Source organism: Erwinia sp. MYb416, from assembly GCF_037479575.1.
GTDB classification, from domain to species: domain Bacteria; phylum Pseudomonadota; class Gammaproteobacteria; order Enterobacterales; family Enterobacteriaceae; genus Erwinia; species Erwinia rhapontici.
In genome coordinates this window covers 77,444-94,614 of the sequence record NZ_JBBGYT010000443.1, presented here as the reverse complement: position 1 = coordinate 94,614, position 17,171 = coordinate 77,444, and the positions used below count along the sequence as shown (strand labels likewise).

Annotated in this window: 15 protein-coding genes; 10 read left to right on the top strand and 5 right to left on the bottom strand. The window is 53.7% G+C overall.

Going from position 1 to position 17,171, the window contains the following annotated elements; translation table 11 throughout:
• Nucleotides 1-77: 77 nt before the first annotated feature.
• Nucleotides 78-635, top strand: a complete 558-nt coding sequence (locus WH277_RS27810; protein WP_133843914.1) for a YecA/YgfB family protein — start codon at nucleotides 78-80, stop codon at nucleotides 633-635.
• Between the two features lie 46 nt (nucleotides 636-681).
• Here WH277_RS27810 and nlpA read toward each other — a convergent pair whose 3' ends face one another.
• Together nlpA and WH277_RS27800 are read right to left on the bottom strand one after the other, a co-directional pair.
• The gene (gene nlpA, locus WH277_RS27805; RefSeq protein WP_259151110.1) at nucleotides 682-1,485 is read right to left on the bottom strand and encodes a lipoprotein NlpA; all 804 of its coding nucleotides are present in this window, start codon (nucleotides 1,483-1,485) and stop codon (nucleotides 682-684) included.
• Between the two features lie 144 nt (nucleotides 1,486-1,629).
• Nucleotides 1,630-1,887, bottom strand: coding sequence for a helix-turn-helix domain-containing protein (locus WH277_RS27800; protein WP_133843910.1), 258 nt, complete (start codon nucleotides 1,885-1,887; stop codon nucleotides 1,630-1,632).
• A 121-nt stretch (nucleotides 1,888-2,008) separates the two neighbouring features.
• Between WH277_RS27800 and WH277_RS27795 the strand changes: the two genes are divergently transcribed.
• Nucleotides 2,009-2,347, top strand: a complete 339-nt coding sequence (locus WH277_RS27795) for a helix-turn-helix domain-containing protein (protein ID WP_133843907.1) — start codon at nucleotides 2,009-2,011, stop codon at nucleotides 2,345-2,347.
• Between the two features lie 67 nt (nucleotides 2,348-2,414).
• Here the strand turns inward: WH277_RS27795 and ampH are convergent, their stop codons facing one another.
• Both ampH and opgB read right to left on the bottom strand, forming a co-directional pair.
• On the bottom strand, nucleotides 2,415-3,590 hold the full coding sequence (gene ampH, locus WH277_RS27790; protein ID WP_133843905.1) for a D-alanyl-D-alanine-carboxypeptidase/endopeptidase AmpH: 1,176 nt from the start codon (nucleotides 3,588-3,590) through the stop codon (nucleotides 2,415-2,417).
• A gap of 93 nt (nucleotides 3,591-3,683) precedes the next feature.
• Nucleotides 3,684-5,978: a phosphatidylglycerol--membrane-oligosaccharide glycerophosphotransferase gene (gene opgB, locus WH277_RS27785; RefSeq protein WP_159337345.1), complete on the bottom strand. Its 2,295-nt coding sequence runs from the start codon at nucleotides 5,976-5,978 to the stop codon at nucleotides 3,684-3,686.
• A gap of 729 nt (nucleotides 5,979-6,707) precedes the next feature.
• Between opgB and WH277_RS27780 the strand changes: the two genes are divergently transcribed.
• The 4 genes from WH277_RS27780 to araC all read left to right on the top strand — a co-directional run bounded on the left by WH277_RS27780 (nucleotide 6,708) and on the right by araC (nucleotide 12,228).
• Nucleotides 6,708-7,859 (top strand): porin, encoded by a 1,152-nt coding sequence (locus WH277_RS27780; protein WP_159337346.1) that lies wholly within the window; start codon nucleotides 6,708-6,710, stop codon nucleotides 7,857-7,859.
• Nucleotides 7,860-8,069: 210 nt separating this feature from the next.
• On the top strand, nucleotides 8,070-9,305 hold the full coding sequence (locus WH277_RS27775) for an oligosaccharide MFS transporter (RefSeq protein ID WP_133843900.1): 1,236 nt from the start codon (nucleotides 8,070-8,072) through the stop codon (nucleotides 9,303-9,305).
• 10 nt (nucleotides 9,306-9,315) lie between these two features.
• Complete coding sequence (locus WH277_RS27770; protein ID WP_339507461.1) at nucleotides 9,316-11,322, top strand: beta-galactosidase; 2,007 nt, start codon at nucleotides 9,316-9,318, stop codon at nucleotides 11,320-11,322.
• A 33-nt stretch (nucleotides 11,323-11,355) separates the two neighbouring features.
• Entirely contained in the window at nucleotides 11,356-12,228 is an 873-nt protein-coding gene (gene araC / locus WH277_RS27765) for an arabinose operon transcriptional regulator AraC (protein ID WP_167863416.1), read from the top strand.
• A gap of 6 nt (nucleotides 12,229-12,234) precedes the next feature.
• Here the strand turns inward: araC and WH277_RS27760 are convergent, their stop codons facing one another.
• Complete coding sequence (locus tag WH277_RS27760; RefSeq protein WP_133843894.1) at nucleotides 12,235-12,624, bottom strand: tautomerase family protein; 390 nt, start codon at nucleotides 12,622-12,624, stop codon at nucleotides 12,235-12,237.
• Nucleotides 12,625-12,774: 150 nt separating this feature from the next.
• Between WH277_RS27760 and WH277_RS27755 the strand changes: the two genes are divergently transcribed.
• The 4 genes from WH277_RS27755 (at nucleotide 12,775) to WH277_RS27740 (ending at nucleotide 17,168) form a co-directional block, all read left to right on the top strand.
• Nucleotides 12,775-13,695, top strand: a complete 921-nt coding sequence (locus WH277_RS27755; RefSeq protein WP_133843892.1) for a LysR family transcriptional regulator — start codon at nucleotides 12,775-12,777, stop codon at nucleotides 13,693-13,695.
• A 126-nt stretch (nucleotides 13,696-13,821) separates the two neighbouring features.
• Nucleotides 13,822-15,366, top strand: a complete 1,545-nt coding sequence (locus tag WH277_RS27750; RefSeq protein WP_133843890.1) for a methyl-accepting chemotaxis protein — start codon at nucleotides 13,822-13,824, stop codon at nucleotides 15,364-15,366.
• A 160-nt stretch (nucleotides 15,367-15,526) separates the two neighbouring features.
• Nucleotides 15,527-15,988: a heme-degrading domain-containing protein gene (locus WH277_RS27745; RefSeq protein WP_133843888.1), complete on the top strand. Its 462-nt coding sequence runs from the start codon at nucleotides 15,527-15,529 to the stop codon at nucleotides 15,986-15,988.
• Between the two features lie 145 nt (nucleotides 15,989-16,133).
• Nucleotides 16,134-17,168 (top strand): tartrate dehydrogenase, encoded by a 1,035-nt coding sequence (locus WH277_RS27740; protein ID WP_339507457.1) that lies wholly within the window; start codon nucleotides 16,134-16,136, stop codon nucleotides 17,166-17,168.
• The last annotated feature ends 3 nt before the right edge of the window (nucleotides 17,169-17,171 follow it).

Below are 17,171 nucleotides of genomic sequence, written 5' to 3'. Positions count from 1 at the left end.
CCTGCCTGGCAACCAAAATACCCCCCATAAACCGGTAAACGCCGGGTGAAAACCGATATGCGTAGCGAGGTAACAGCATGCAACAAGGACCATTGACGGAAGAAGAGCTGGAATGGCTGGACGATGTCTTAATCAAATATGGCAGCGAAGAGTCGGTGGTGGATGCCTCTGAACTGGATGGCCTGTTCACCGCTATTCTCTCCGGTCCGGTGCTGGTTGAGCCGCAGGTCTGGCTGCCGCTGATTTGGGGTGGCGAAGAGAATGACCCGGAATGGGAGTCGGATGAAGAGTTTGAGCAGTTTATGGATCTCATCGCCCAGCATATGAACGATATCGCGGACCGCCTGAATGAATATCCTGACCAGTTTGAGCCGTTGTTTGGCCTGAACACGGTGGACGATCAGGAGTTTGTCGTGGTGGAAGACTGGTGTTGCGGTTATCTGAAAGGCGTGGCGCTGGGCGACTGGTCGTCACTGCCGGCCACCTTGCAGCCTGCGCTGGCGGCGATTGCCCTGCACGGCGAGGAAGAAAACCTCTCCCAGCTGGAAACGCTGACGCCGGAAGCGTACGAGCAGAGCATTGAGGCGATCCGCCCGGCGGCGATCGCTCTCCATGCGAAGTGGTTATTGCACTGAGTAATACGTCAACCATGCGGCTTACCGCGTGGTTGACGCTTTCCGCTTACCAGCCCGCTACCGCACCACCGTTGAAGATCTTATCCGCCGCGGCCGCCACTTCAGGTGACTGGTAGGATTTGATAAAGTCACGCACGTTTGGCGCGTCTTTATTGTCTTCACGGGTCACGATGATATTGACGTACGGCGACTGTTTATCCTCGATAAATACGCTGTCGCGTACCGGGTTCAGGCCAGTTTGTTGCAGGTAGGTGGTGCTGATAATCGCCACGGTCACCTGAGCGTCATCCAGCACGCGCGGCAGCTGCGCGCCTTCCATTTCCATAATCTTCAGATGCAGCGGGTTGGCCGTAATATCCACCGCCGTTGGCAACAGTCCGGTATCCGCTTTCAGCGTGACCAGCTTCTCTTTCTGCAGCAGCAGCAGCGCACGCCCGAGGTTGGTCGGGTCGTTCGGAATGGCGATGGTGTCACCGTCTTTCAGCTCGCTAATCTGTTTGATTTTTTTCGAATAGCCCGCCATCGGGAAAACAAAGGTATTCCCTACCGCGACCAGGGTGGTGCCTTTGGCCTTGTTGTCCTGTTCGAGGAACGGACGATGCTGGAACACGTTGGCATCGAGATCGCCGTGCGCCGTGGGGTCATTCGGCAGCAGTGAACCGCTGAATCCCACCAGTTCCACCTCCAGCCCGTACTTCTCTTTCGCCACGGCTTTGGCTACTTCGGCCACATCCTGTTCAGCGCCGTTGATCACACCGACTTTAATCGTGTGGGCATCGTTATTTTTCTGGTCACAGCCTGCGAGCAGAATAGCCAGCATCAGCGCGGCAGTTTTGACAGTACGGCTCAGGGTAAGATCCACGTTATTTTCCTTAATTTCAATAAGCTGAAGGCGTAACAAACAACCGCAAACGAGGCACGGAGTCAATGTCGGGGCTTATGATAAAAAGGGTGGCGTTATAACCAGAGATTGTAAGGCAGGGCGGGCACGGGATTAAGGTTTTTTGGTCTCAGGATGCCACAAACGCACCAGCTCGGCCAGTTCATCTTCAACCGTGTAAAAATAGCAGGAAGGAACACTCAGAACTTCAGCCAGGCGGCACATCAGTTCAAAGTCAGGGACGTGTATACCGCGCTCATATTGGTTCATCCGTGCGCTGGCGGTAGCTTCGTCAATCCCTGCTAAAACACCAAGCTTCTGTTGTGATATCCCTTTCCTTACCCGGGCTTCTTTCAAACGATGTGGCAGCATGTCGATCCTGACTTCTGAATAATTAACAGGATTCTCTTAGCTGCTCGTGTAAAATGTACTAAGTATTGCTTAGTGTTGAATTTGGAAGATAACAGGAGTTGGCTTACAAGCAGAGGAAGGCATGAAGAAAAAAACTGATATGCACCCCGCCGATATCATCGCGGCGATCAAGAAACGGCAGACATCGCTGGCGGAGTTATCCCGCAAGGTAGGATTATGTTCGGGAACACTGGCTAATGCCCTGAAAAGGCCCTGGCCAAAAGGGGAGTTCATTATTGCCGCTGCACTGGGAATCCATCCGTCGGAGATCTGGCCCAGTCGGTATTACGATAAACGTGGGCAACTGCTGGCGCGTGAACAGTTGTTGAGAACCCCCAGACGGCATCATGTGACGCCGTTGCAGGTCGAGGAACACAGTCAGCCTCAGTCAGTACCTGGGGATGAGCTCAGACAGGATTAAACGTCTCGCAAATTGCAGATGTCCCGCGACAGGCGCTGGCGTAACAGCGTCTGTCGCAGGGAATGGATCAGTTAGCCATAATGCTGGCGGCCAGCTGGGCACTGCCAGAGGTGTTGCCAATCAGTTCGGTCAGCAGGTTGTTTACGCCGTCACTCATCGGTGTAAAACGGGTCTCCGGTGAGCGGGCGACCACGATAAATACCCCGACACTGTACTGCGGCACCATCGCCATATAGGTGATGAAACCGCCGCCGCCGCCGGTTTTTTCAATAATGCCAGGGCGGCCGTCACGCGGTGCCATATACACCCAACCCATTCCCAGTGCATCGGCGCGGCCCGGTACATCCATCCCATCGACTTTGGTTAACTGACTGCGCTGATAAATCATAGTTTGCAGACGGTCTGCCTGTGGGCTGCGGCTGTGAACATCAGAGGCGAGGAACTGCTGCATCCAACGGCCCATATCATCCGGTGTGGAGTAAACGCCGCCGCTGCCGATGGCTGCCAGCGAGTTATTGCACGGGCTTGGGCTTTTGGCCGGGATCATCAGACGGCCACATTGCTCAGGAGAAGGCGTAAAGGTGGTGTCTTTCATCCCCAGGGGACGGGTGACTTTTTCCTGCAACAGCGCAGGATAGGGTTTGCCCCCGGCGCGGGCCAGCGCATCACCCAGCAGGTCAAAGCCGAGGTTAGAGTAACCTGCCCGTTCACCCGGCGCCCACTTAAGCTGTGCGGTGCGCAGCCAGTTCCAGCGCTGACTGTTGGTCGGCCAGGTAAACACAGCGCGATTCGCTTTGCCGCCGGGTTGCTCACGCGGTAAGGCGCTGGTGTGGGTCGCCAGGTTGATCAGGCGAATCGGCTGGCCGTTAAAGCTGGGCACCTTGCTGCCAGGCGGGGCGAATTTACTCAGAGGATCGTTAAGCTGAAGCCGGCCTTCTTCGGCCAGTTTGACCATCACTTCGCTGGTCATCAGCTTGCTGAGCGAGGCAATGCGCACCAGTGAATCTTTTTGCGGTCGTTGCGCACTGCCGGGGCGTGTGACTCCGCGGCTGACAAAAATTCGCTGGTTGGCATCAATCGCCACCATTGCCATACCGCTGGCTTTGGTGTTGTAGAAAATATTGTCGGCGTAGCGTTCGACCGTCTGCGACGCCAGCAGCGGATCGGGCTTGGGTTGTGCCTGGCTTTGCAGTGGCAGCGCCAGCGCAGGGAGCAGCAGAAAAGCATAAAGCGATGATTTCAAAGGGCGTGCATCCCTGTCAGTAAATGGATAACGCTTTATAGTAGATTTTCTGATTTTATCTGCAAGTTTTTCCTGTGGAGAAAACGTGCCCTGTCAGGGCTGCGGGGTAACCCGCAGACTGACAAGGCCAACGCCCAGTTTTCGGGCCGCAAAGCCATCAATAACACCCACGCTGGACTCCACCGGCGCGGGAGGTGTGATCACAATGTCGCGTACCTTCCCGGGATTGCTGACCTGAAGCGTCAGCGTGCTATCCTGCTCGCCAAAAGTGACCTGTTGTTGCCACTCGCCTACCTTGACGGTGATCGGCCGCAGGGCATTCTCGCCAAAGGCACGCGCGGTCAGCGTCAGCGTAAAGTCGGCAGGTAACGGCTCCAGATACTGCACGGTAATCTGTGGCAGCAGATTGGCATCGGACCAGCGGCCCCAGGGCTCAACGTAGGAGAGACCCGACACTTTCTGTACCTGCTGTGGCAGGCCAGGCAGGTTAAACAGGATGCTGTCAGAACGATACTTGAGGTCGACATCAGCAATCTGTAATTGCGTGACGCTGCGCTGATATTGTTCATCACTCGATACGGTTTTCGCCGGGAAGGTAATCTTGCCGAGCGTACCGCCCGCCTGAACCTCTGAGATCGTCGGGGACGTATTCAGCGTACCGTTCGCCACACACAGGCCGCTGTGCATCGCCAGCTTCTCATCCCACACGCTGCCGATTTTGTAGCAGCGATCAATCCAGACAAACTTTTCATCAGGCGCGAATTTTGCCAGTTGCTGCTTCAGTGGCGTGGCAAGCCAGGTATCGAACTTCGGTTCAATTTTGCCGGGCATCACGGAGAGCAACAGCGGTAGCTTGAAATGTGAGCCGGAGAAACTAAAGGTATTTTTCTCCGTATCGACTTTGTAATCAGAGATCGTTTTCGGGAAGTTCCACAGCTGGATCACGTCCGGCTTCCACTGATTAATTTTCTCTTTGATATTGAGATAAGTGGTGGAAAGTGAGGTTGACGACAGGCTGCTGCGGCCCAGGCCGATAAAGTTATCGCCGCCCATGGCATCCAGCACCGTGGCACCGTTATCCAGCGTGTTGCGCTTAACGTTGATGATCCGGCTGCTGACATCATCACCGCGCAGCATAAAGAACAGATCGCGGCGGTCGTGCTGATTCAGGTATTTAAACGCCGTGTTGTTCATTGCCAGATGATCGGAGCTGACGACAATAATGGTGTTTTTAAAGTACGGTGTGGCACGGATTTTCGCGATAAGTTTTGCGATATGCTCCTGACCGCAGGCCACGGCGGCGAAGGATTTGTTCTCTTTGCCTTCAAACGGATACGACTTGCGCTGGCAGCTGCGTGAGATAAATCCATCGGGATGATGAGTATCCACGGTCAGGGCAAACAGCGAGAACGGCTGGTTTTTTTGCGCCAGTTCGAGGTATTTCTCAAACACGATGTCGAGCACGGTATCGTCGTACCAGCCCCAGTCATTACGGTATTTCGGGTCTTTGACCACGCCTGAAAGCTCTTTAAAGCCATACATATGGTCGAAGCCGTGGGACGACAGGAACAGATCTTTTCCGGCAAAACTCAGGCTGGCACCCTGGTAAAAATAGTTCTGATAGCCAGAGGACTTCAGAATGTCACCCAGGCAGATGTTTTGCGGGTAAAAGCTGGACAGTGAACTGGAGGCGTTGCCGTCAAACGGCGCAAACAGCGGGATGCCGCACTGCGAAGCCACCATACCGGCAATGGTGTATTCGGTGCCGGGAAGCTGTTCGGTGTTGCTGAAGTCCACCGCGCTGTTTTTGATATCAGACAGCTCCGGGGCCAGTTTCGGGAACGCGTTTTCATCAAAGTAGGTGCGCTCCAGGCTCTCCGCGTAGATATAGACCAGGTTCGGACGCTCGCCGCGCAGGGTTTTTCCCGGCACTTTGTAGTGGGCGTCAAAATCCGACTCCCCTTTGCTGACCTGTGACTTTATTAATGCAGTCACTTGTTGATACGCCGGTGTGGTTTTTATCGATGCCAGCGCCAGCAACAGTGCCAGCGCACTATAAAGTTGACTGTAATTGTGGCTTTTTCGCAGTCGTAATACCCAGGATAATAATAAAAACACCAGGAATAAACTTATTAATAGCCCGACTGCCGGCAGAATATACTTCTGTAATCCGGCACCGCTCAGGCTGCTGGTAATCGTATAAATCACCGCGTCATTAATGCCTTCACCGGTAAAATAGTTACTGGCAAACAGGGACGCATTAAGAATGATATAGATGCCGAGCAGAGCCAGCACCGCAGAAAACCACAGCTTATGACGTCCCGCCTTCCATGCGTAGAGAGAAGCTGATGCAGTAAAAAAGAGTAGCGATAACCATTCTGAAACCATGAGATCGATTTTTACCCTGTCTGTGACGCAATCCTTGTCAGGTGCCTGCGAAGTGATGAATCAAAAATGTAACGAATTAATTTAACGCAACAAATTATCCCTGGCAACATTCAAGGTGGACAGGAAAATGTGAGGTTACAGGGGGTTGGATCACTGTGGTTTAGCCTTTGTTTAAGTTAATGTGGCGAAATCCGAATAATTGATAAGCAGGGCGTGCAGACGGATCGACTGATGTGTGAGGGCGACATACGCGGCGAGACAAGGTGGCTGCGGGTCAGGCGGGCTCAGGGTTGCCTGTTACGGTGAAACGAGGGGGCGTGAAAATTAATAGTGTTAACCTTTTCCCCGTCGGGGAAATAATTAGAAAAATCAGATTTGGCTCACACATTCCGGCCACTGCCTGGAAGCTTCTTCGATTGTCTGGCCGGATTCCCGCTCAGAAAACGGGTGCCGCCGCAGCGTAAAACGGCCTGTGCAGAGAAAGAATGACGAGAAAAGATGTTTTCTGTATTCCCTGCATCAATCAGATATATCTACCTATTTTATAAAAATAACAAAAATAAAGCACAATATGATTAATTATATGACTAAAGTTACCCTTTGAAATGTTTGCTTAATTTATTTTCGGCGTAAACAGCACAAAACAGTACAGCAGATGAGTCTTTTTCAATTCGGTTCAGGCTACTATTTTTGTGCTATTTATTTGACTATATTACGCAGGAATAAAAAATGTTAACAAAGATGCGCATTTTAACTCAGGCCATTGGTCTGGGGCTGATTGTCGGCAGTGCTTCATTTGCTGCCCAGGCTGAGATTACCGTACTGAAGCAGGACCCTCAGGCCGGTGACCCCTTAAGCCGTCTGAATTTTACCGTGGGCGGCAGCATTCGTCCTCAGTTCAATAATATGACCGGCGATGGTGATAAAGGTTCCTATAAAAGAAATGGTTTTGATGGCGGTACCCGTTTCCGCTTCGCCGCTGATTATTATCTGTTTGATGACATTAGCTGGATCAGTTATTACGAACTGGGTGTCAATATTCCGGCGCTGGTTGGTTGGGATAATCATCATGCCGAGGGGGCAAATAATACCTCGCGCCGTATGTTATATACCGGCCTGAAAAGTAATACCTGGGGCCAGTTGACCTTCGGCCAGCAGAATAGCGTTTATTACGATGTGGTGGGGGCCAAAACTGATATCTGGGATTACGACATGGTAGGCCAGGCACCGGGTAACGGCATTAACGGCGATTACGACGGTTCTTACCGCTCACGCAAAATGCTGAAATATAAAAACACCTTTGGCGATGCCGATGTCTATGCCTCTTACCTGTTCTCTGACAGCGACTATCTGCCAGGCAACGGCCTGCGTTACAAGCGTGAAGGCGGTGGCTCACTGGGTGTGGATTACCACATCACCAAAGACCTGACGTGGGGCACCGCGTGGAACTACACCCGTGCCGAAATGCGCAATCCGGGCAACAGTGATGAGAAGACGTACGATCAGAACATCGTAGGTACTGCGCTGAGCTGGCAGCCGGATAACTGGACCTTCACCGTCGGTGGCGGCTGGTACGATAACTTCCTCACCACCAAAAAAGCCGATGTGAATAACTACTTTTCGGGTAACGCGTGGGGGGTGGAATACCTCGCCGGTTATACCGTGCCGGTCGGCGCTTATGGCCTGAAGTCTGTGATGCCGTACGTGATGGGCGACCGTCTGCAGTATGTCACCGGGCGTGATTACCAGCGCATTGATAACGGCGTGGGGGTGACCTTTAAACTGGATTACGGTTTCCGTGTTGATTATGAACACGTGTTTACCTCCAGCACCGACGATCTGGGTGATATGAACCTGGTCCGTCTGCGTTACGACTTCTAAGTCTTTACTGGCGCTCTGGCATTAGCCGGGGCGTCAGTGTGCTTTCCCACGCGTTTTTCCTCTCCCCGGCGTGAGTTACCTCACAAACCTTTCGGTAGCAGCAGATTTTTCTATGTTGCCAGCGTGTCACTCCTGCTTTGTCGAATTAATTGGCGTTAAGTTAGCGCATCTCATAACGGTAATCAGGCCGTCATATGGAAGAGGTGCATCATGTTTAAGATTGAAAAAAATTATTTGATGTGTTGCCTGTTTTTTTTGTTTTTCTTTATTGGCTGGGGCAGTTGTTATCCGTATCTTTCATTGTGGCTGACCGATACCATCGGCATTGATTATGCAGATGTGGGGCTGGTTTATTCTTTTACCGCTATTGTTTCTGTCTGCGTACAACCCCTGTTTGGTTTTGTTGCCGATCGTCTGGTATTTCGTAAGCATCTGATGTGGATGCTGGCGATCATTATTACGATTTTTGCTCCTTACTGGATTTGGGTCTTTGCTCCACTGTTAAAATATAATGTGATCCTCGGTGCATTTGCCGGGGGTGTGTATATCGGCCTGGCATTTGGTGCGGGGTGTGGGGTATGCGAAGCCTATATTGATAAAGTCAGCCGTATGACCGGCTTTGAGTTTGGCCGCGCCCGGATGTTTGGCGGAATTGGTGCTGCGATTGGGACGTTCCTGGCGGGCGAGCTGTACGGGATTAACCAGGATTATATTTTCTGGATGGCCAGCGCAGGGGGGATTGCCCTGATGCTGATTGTCTGGAAAACCGATCCGAAGGTGGCTGCCGTTGCCAGCGCTGCTGTCGCCCCCCGCACACCGGTGACGTTGCAGGATGTTCGTAACCTGCTAAAACTGCGTAAGTTCTGGTTTTTCTGCCTCTATATGGTGGGCGTGGGCGCCGTGTATGAGACCTACGACCAGCAGTTTGCCATCTACTACAGCCATTTTTTCTCGTCTAAAGCGCGCGGCGCTGAAGTATTTGGCTATCTGTACACCGCGCAGATATTTCTCGATGCCGTGGTGATGTTCTTTGCGCCCTGGTTCGTCAATAAAATAGGCCCTAAAAATGCACTGATTTACTGTGGTCTGATTATGAGTCTGCGTATTATTGGTTCCGCTTATGCTGTCGGACCGGTATCCATTAGCGCAGTGAAAATGCTGCATGGTTTCGAAAGTTCGGTATTTTTGGTCGCGGGATTAAAATATATCATCGCCAACTTTAATCCCTGGTTATCTGCCACGGTTTATCTGATTGGGTTCCAGTTCTCTAAACGCTTCAGTGAAATTTTCCTCTCCAGCGGTATTGGTCATATGTACAAAAATATGGGCTTTGCTGATAGCTATATCATTCTTGGCAGCGTTGCACTGGTGTTTACCGCTATTTCATTCTTCACGCTGGAAGGCACGCGTTTGTTTGCCCGCCGCAATCATATTATTACTGAATAAGGGGGAGAAAATGTCTCAACTCTATTACGGAGTGGCTTACTACGACGAATATATGCCGGAGGAGCGGCTGGAAAAAGATATCGCCATGATGCTTGATGCCGGAATCAATGTGGTGCGTATCGCGGAATCGACATGGAGTACGCTGGAGCCGCAGGAAGGGGAGTACAACTTCAGGCATATTGATCGCGTGCTGGATGCCATGCAGCACGCAGGCATCCATGTGATTATCGGCACCCCGACTTACGCCATTCCTGCCTGGCTGGCGAAAAAACACCCGGAGGTGATGGTTACCACGGTTTCCGGGCAGCAGAAGTATGGTCGTCGCCAGATTATGGATATTGTCAGCCCGGTTTTTCTGAGTTACGCCGAAAACATCATCCGTGTGCTGCTGGACCATGTGCAGCACCATCCGGCGATTATTGGCTACCAGCTGGATAACGAAACCAAACACTACGATAACGTCGGGCCGGAGATGCGGCAGCAGTTTATTCACAGCCTGCAACGGCGTTACCCCGATATCCGTCAGATGAATGTCGACTTCGGGCTGGACTACTGGAGTAATCGCATTGATAACTGGCAGGATTTCCCGCCACCAGAGAGTACGATCAATGCCAGCCTGGGTAGTGCCTTTGCTGCGTTCCAGCGTCAGAAAGTGACCGATTATCTCGCCTGGCAAAGCCGGATTGTCGCCGAATATAAGCAGCCAGAGCAGTTTATCACTCATAACTTTGATTTTGAGTGGCGCGGTTACTCGTACGGTATCCAGCCACGTGTGGATCATTTTGCTGCGGCCGAAGCACTCACGATTGCCGGGGTGGATATCTACCATCCCTCCCAGCAACAGCTGACCGGGCGGGAGATTGCCTTTGGTGGGGATGTGACGCGCGGGCTAAAGCAGGGGGCAAATTATCTGGTGCTGGAAACCCAGGCGCAGGGCTTCGCCCAGTGGACGCCGTATCCCGGCCAGCTGCGTTTGCAGGCCTTCAGCCATATTGCCTCCGGGGCCAAAATGGTGTCGTACTGGCACTGGCATTCGATCCATAATTCGTTTGAGACATACTGGAAAGGGCTGTTAAGTCATGATTTTTCAGCAAATCCCACCTATCTTGAAGCTAAAACGATTGGCGCTGATTTTGCCCGTCTGTCCGCCACGCTGGATTCCCTGCGCTGTGAAAACGATGTGGCGATTTTAGTCAGCAATACCGCGATGGAAGCCTTTAACTGGTTTAAGCCGGGAGATGCGCAGACCAATGTCTATAACGATATTTTCCGCCGTTTCTATGATGCACTCTACGACGCGAATATTGGCGTGGACATTATCAACGATGTTGATGTGGAGAGCGCACGCTACCGGGTGATTGTGGTGCCTGCGTTGTATGCTGCCGATGATGCGCTGTTGATGCGAATTAACCGCTATATTGAGGCGGGCGGTCAGGCCTTAATTGGTTTCAAAAGTGGCTTCAGCGACCAGCATGTTAAAGTGCGGACAGAGCGTCAGCCCGGGATTCTTAACCAGAGCTGCCGCGTCAGCTACAGCCAGTTCGCCCTGCCACAGCAGGTGACACTGAACAGCTGTTCCGATCTGCAACTGGATCAGGATGAGCCGGTAGAGCTGTGGATGGAGCTGTTGACACCGGATAACGATCCGCGTGTGCAGGTACTGGCGCGCTATCAGCATCCGGCGTGGGGTGACTATGCGGCGATCACCGAAGCTGACTATGGTGCGGGCAGGGCGATCTATCTGGGCTTCCTTGCGGGGCAATCCCTGATTGCCCGCCTGGTCCAGCGGTTGAGTGGTGAAACAGTCGGGTATACGTTCCCACTGATTACCCGTAAAACGATCAATAAAGCGGGTAACCCGCTGATGTTCTGTTTTAATTATTCAGCGACGGCGATACGCTTTAGTCTGCCTCAGGCGGCAGAGGACGTGCTTCACGGAGGTCGTGTGAACGCGGGAAACGAGGTTTGCCTCGATCCCTGGGGCGTGCATATTTATCAATTTACGCCGGGAGACTGAGGCAGTGGGGTAACCGGTGAACAGAGCAGAATTATGGAACTCAATCAGCAGGATATGGTGAATGACTCACCCTTGATGAAAAGTTTTACCTTCAGCGCCTGGCTGGTGGCCGGTTTTACCCCCATTTCACGTGGCAGCAAACTGGATTACTACATTAATCGTCCGGAGGGCATGAAGGGCTATATCCTGCATCTGACCCTGCGCGGTGAGGGACGCATTCGGGCCGGATGCCGCGATATTGCCAGCCGGGAGAACGATCTTTTCCTGTTTCCTCCCGGCGTGGCGCATCATTATGGCCGCGCCGAACATCATGAACATTGGGATCATCTGTGGATCTACTTTCTGCCACGGCCATACTGGCTTGACTGGTTGCGCTGGGATCAGGTGATCAATGGCATCGGCATCACCTCCCTGCCACTCGGCCAGCCGAGTGAACAGGCGCAGCGACTGTTCCTTGAAGTGATTCAGCAGAATGGCCGTAGTGGTTTGCTGGCGGAAGCACTGGCGATGAATGCCCTGGAACGCTTGATTATTGACTGTTTTCAGCGGCAACCGCTGTGCAGCCATCAGACCATTGAGCCGCGTATTAGTACGCTGTGCCAGTATCTTAACGACCACCTGGCTGAGGATCTGACCATTGAGCAACTGGCCCGTCAGGTCTTTCTTTCACCGTCGCGCGTCGCCCATCTGTTTAAACGTGAAATGAAGATGACGATCTTTGCCTGGCGTGAACAACAAAGGGTCATCCGCGCCAGTAATCTTTTGCAGTCGACCCATCTCAGTATTGCCCAGGTGGCCCTGACGGTGGGATATGACGATGCGCTCTATTTTTCCCGCATCTTTCGTCAGCATGTTGGTGTCAGCCCGCGAGAGTATAAAAAACGCTACGAGCTGCTGCCAGTCTGACGTGCCTTACAGCGCACCCGTCAAATATTGTGCCTCGCCGTTTCCGAAGCTCCAGTCACCTTTGTCATTGGTCATAAAGGTGATCATCACGTCCGAAGGCAGAATGCCGCAGCTCTCTTTTAACTCCCGGCACAGCTCAGCCATAAAGAACTGTTTTTGCTCGCTGCTGCGTGGGCTGGTAAAAACCCGCACCATTACCAGATTATCGGTACGCTGAAGCCCGAGGCCGGTATCCTCAAATACCATCTGATAACCTTTGTTTTCGTGAACAATCTGGTAGCGATCGCGCTCGGGGACGTTAAAGGCCGCCAGGACTGCACGGTGCGCAGCATCCAGCAGTGTTTTCAGCTCTGATTCTGAACGACCCTGAATGACATCAAATTGCAGTAACGGCATGGAAACCTCGACATTGTTAGTGAATTCATTGCTGAAAATGGGCTGACGGCGGTGACTCCGCGTCTGTCTCTGGAAACCAATTTACCCGCAATCTCCGTTGGGAAAAACCGCTATACTTGAATTGATTATTTACTATAGTGAACAATAACCATGAAAGAGCTGAAGACCGATGCGTTATGGAATCACCTGCACTGGCTGACGGTGCTGGCCGAGCAGGGCAGTTTTACCGCGGCGGCTGAACGGCTGGAAGTGAGCAAGGCGGCGATGTCGCAGAAGATCAAAGAGCTGGAGCAGCTGGCCGGGGTGCCGCTGGTGACGCGCACCACGCGCAGCGTAAGACTGACCAGTGCCGGAGAGAAACTGGTGGACGATCTGCGTGCGCCGTTTGCCCAGATTGAACAGAGCTTTTTCAGCGTGCGCGATTCTGCCGGCCCCCTGCGCGGGCTGGTGCGGGTGACGGCGCCCGTGGCGTTTGCGCGCCAGCAGCTGGTGCCGCATATCACCGCGTTTCTGCGCGAGCATCCCCAGGTGCGTGTGCAGCTGGAGGTGTCCGACCGCCTGGTGTCGCTGGCAAGTGAGGGGTTTGATCTCGCCATCCGCCACAGTAACAGCCTGCCGGAAACCCATGTGGCGCTGCCGCTGTGCCACACTCACGCCGTCGTGGTGGCATCACCGGCGTACCTTGCCCGTTACGGTCATCCTGCCAGTCCGCAGGCGCTGAGTGACCATCTGTGCCTCTACTATCCACGCGGGGTGGAACCGCCGCGCTGGAGTTTCCAGCCGCTGACGGGCGGTGAGCGTATCGCGGTGAATGTCAGCGGGCCATTTGCCACCAATAACAGTGAATCGATCCGCGATGCTGCCCTTGAAGGCCTGGGGATTGCGCTGCTGCCGGACTTCAGTGCTCAAGCGGCGCTAAAGGATGGCTCTTTGGTGCAATTACTGCCCCAGTGGCAGGCCGTGGGTGCCTTTGCCGATATGCTGTATGTGGTACGCCCATGGTCAGCACAGGTCCCGCGCGCGGTTAGCGGATTTATCCACTGGTTGCGTGAAGCGTTTGCCCGTCCGTGAAATGATGCGACAGTTGTGTGCTGTCGCACAAATCAGATGAAAATTGTTAAAGCTTTAGTTACATCCTGCCGACAACCCCTCCTTAAATACCTGCAAAATTCATACAACCATAACAAGGTCGTTATAATGCACACCCACCAGCCCGTGACTCAGCAGGAATACCTGCTCGACGACGATACCACCCTGATGACCACCACCGATGCCGCTAGCTATATCACCTACGCCAACAGCGCGTTTATTGAGGTGAGTGGCTATGACCGCAGTGAAATCGACGGCCAGCCCCATAACCTCGTTCGTCACCCTGATATGCCACAAGCCGCATTTGCCGATATGTGGGCCACCCTGAAACAGGGACTGCCCTGGACCGGACTGGTGAAAAACCGACGTAAAAACGGTGACCATTACTGGGTGCGTGCCAATGTGGTGCCGGTGATCCGCAACGGTGAAATTCAGGGGCATATGTCTGTGCGCATTAAGCCTTCAGCGGAAGAGGTGCGCGCGGCTGAGGCGCTGTATCAGAAAATGAATCAGGGGCGGATGAAGGGCTGGCGTTTGCATCGTGGGCTGTTGGTGCGTACGGGCTGGCTGAGCGGGCTGACGCTACTGAAAACGATGTCACTGCGCTGGCGCATCCGCGGTGCGGTGCTGGCATTGTGGCTGCCGCTGGTGGCCGCAGCGTTTGTGTCGGGATTAAGCGGGGCCGCGCTGGGCGGATTTACCCTGTTCTCAGCGTTAATGGCGCTGCTGGTGGATACCTGGCTGCAACGTCAGATTGCCCGGCCACTGGCCGCCGTATGTCGTCAGGCGCTGAATGTGGCGACCGGGGCCAACCCGCATGTTAACCACCTCGATCGGGTGGATGAGATTGGCACCACGCTACGCGCGGTCGGCCAGTTGGGGCTGATGTTCCGCTGGTTATTAAACGACGTCAGCGATCAGGTGCTGGATGTTCACCGGGCCAGCGATGAACTGGCACGCGGTAATGACAAAATCAGCAGCCACACCGAGCAGACGGCGGCCAGCGTCCAGCAGACGGCCAGCACCATGAATCAGATGACCAGCACGGTGCAGCGCAACGGCGAGAGCACCGAGCAGGCGAATCAGTTCTCACGTACCGCCAGCAGTGCCGCCGTCAAAGGCGGTGAAGTGATGCAAAATGTGGTGGTGACGATGGACGAAATCGCCGAGAGTTCACGGCAGATTGCCACCATTACCGGCCTGATCGACAGCATTGCTTTCCAGACCAACATTCTGGCGTTGAATGCGGCAGTGGAAGCAGCGCGCGCCGGTGAGCAGGGCAAAGGCTTTGCCGTGGTGGCAGGCGAAGTGCGAAATCTTGCTCAGCGTAGCGCCGGTGCTGCCAGCGAGATACGCCACCTGATTGCCGCCAGTAACCTGAAAGTACAATCCGGTGCCGGACAGGTGCATGAAGCCGGGAAAGCCATTGGGGATATCGTCGAAAAAGTGCAGAACGTCACTGAACTGTTGCAGCAGATTAGCGTTGCCACCGCCGAGCAAGGGACCGGGCTGGGTGAAGTGGGCCAGGCGGTAGAAGCACTCGATCGCCTGACGCATGATAACAGCGCGCTGGTCAGTGAAGGTGCGCTTGCCGCACAACGCATGAAGCATCAGGCCGAGCGTCTGGTTGAAGCCGTCAGCGTCTTTCGCTGATACCGACAACGGGTCGCCTGCGACCCGTTGTTACTCTCAGTTGCATCTCAATTTTTGATCTCCCTTCCAAATAAAATTTTTATTTCCTTTTTTTATTTAATGAAAAGTTAATGTCATTTACCCTGCAAGGCAGATTGATTACCCTTTGCCGGAGAGACCCATGTCAGCGATTCCCAGCCTTGAAACCCTGCTAGAGCAGGAAGCGACCGTACGCGTCAATCAGTTTGATTTCGATAGCGCATGGAAAATTGGCAGCCTGCTGCGTGAACGTGCCGTAGCGGAAAAGATGCCGGTTGCGATTGAAGTGTATGCCTTTGGTCAGGTGCTGTTCAGTACCGCACTCAGTGGTTCAAGCTCGGAGAACCTGGAATGGATCGCCCGTAAGCGCCACACCGTACTGCGCAATGCACACTCTTCACTCTACGCTCAGGAGCTGAATAAAGCCCAGGGGACGCCGATGTCTGAGATGAAATTCCTCGATCAACAGCGTTATACCGACAGCGGTGGCAGCTTCCCACTGTTGCTGGGGAACGGGGGAGTGATTGGCGCGGTGACCGTCAGCGGGCTGCCTTCTCATGAAGATCATGCGCTGGCCATCTGGGCGATTCAGCAGGTGATGTAATTTCTCTGCCCTGTAAAATGCCGCACAGGCTCAGCCTGCGTATTCGGCAGCATCTGCCGCCGGGCGACCCGAAAAAAGCAGCACAATTTAGCCACCTGGGCGAAGATGTCATTCTGATGGTTATCTTATTAATCCAAGGAGAGTCATGAAAAGCTATCAAGTGGCCGTGATCCCCGGTGACGGTATTGGCGTGGATGTAACGAAAGCTGCCTGGCAGGTGCTGGAACATAGCGCAGGCCGATTTGATTTTGCCCTGAGCGGCGAGTGGTTTCCGTGGTCCTGTGAGTACTACCTTGAGCACGGTGAAATGATGCCGAAGAATGGCATTGAAACGCTGAGCCAGTTTGATGCTGTCTTGCTGGGCGCGGTAGGCTGGCCAGAGAAAGTGGCAGACAATGTGTCACTGCATGGCCTGCTGCTGCCCATCCGCAAACAGTTTGATCTCTATGCTAACGTCCGCCCGCACCGCCTGCTGGCGGGGGTGGAAGGCCCACTGCGTAAGAGTGAGTTTGATATTCTCTGCATCCGTGAAAACACGGAAGGTGAGTACAGCGGGGCTGGCGGGCGCATTCATCAGGGGACACCTGCCGAAGTGGCGGTGGAAACTTCTATCTTTACCCGACGGGGTGTGGAGCGAATTCTGCGCTTTGGTTTTGAGATGGCGCAAAAACGCAGCAAGCGCCTCGCATCCGTGACCAAATCGAACGCACAGAAATACACCATGGTGATGTGGGATGAAGTCACCGAAGAGATTGCCCGTGATTACCCGGATGTGACGGTGAATCGTTATCATATTGATGCGATTGCGGCGCGTATGGTGATGAACCCGGAAACGCTTGATGTGATTGTGGCCTCTAATCTGTTTGGCGATATTTTGACTGACCTGGGTGCAGCCATTCAGGGCGGGCTGGGGTATGCGGCTTCTGCGAACCTGAATCCCGATCCCACGGTGCCATCGATGTTTGAACCGGTGCACGGTTCTGCGCCCGATATTGCCGGGCAGGGAATTGCGAATCCGATCGCGGCGATCTGGTCGGCGGCGATGATGCTGGAACATCTGGGGGAGACGGCTGCTGCCGATGCTATTCTCCGTGCCGTTGAGCAGGTTACCGCGCAGCAGCATGTAAATGGTGTGATGAAAACCGAAGCGATCACTGCGGCTGTGATCGTGGCGATTTAAGGT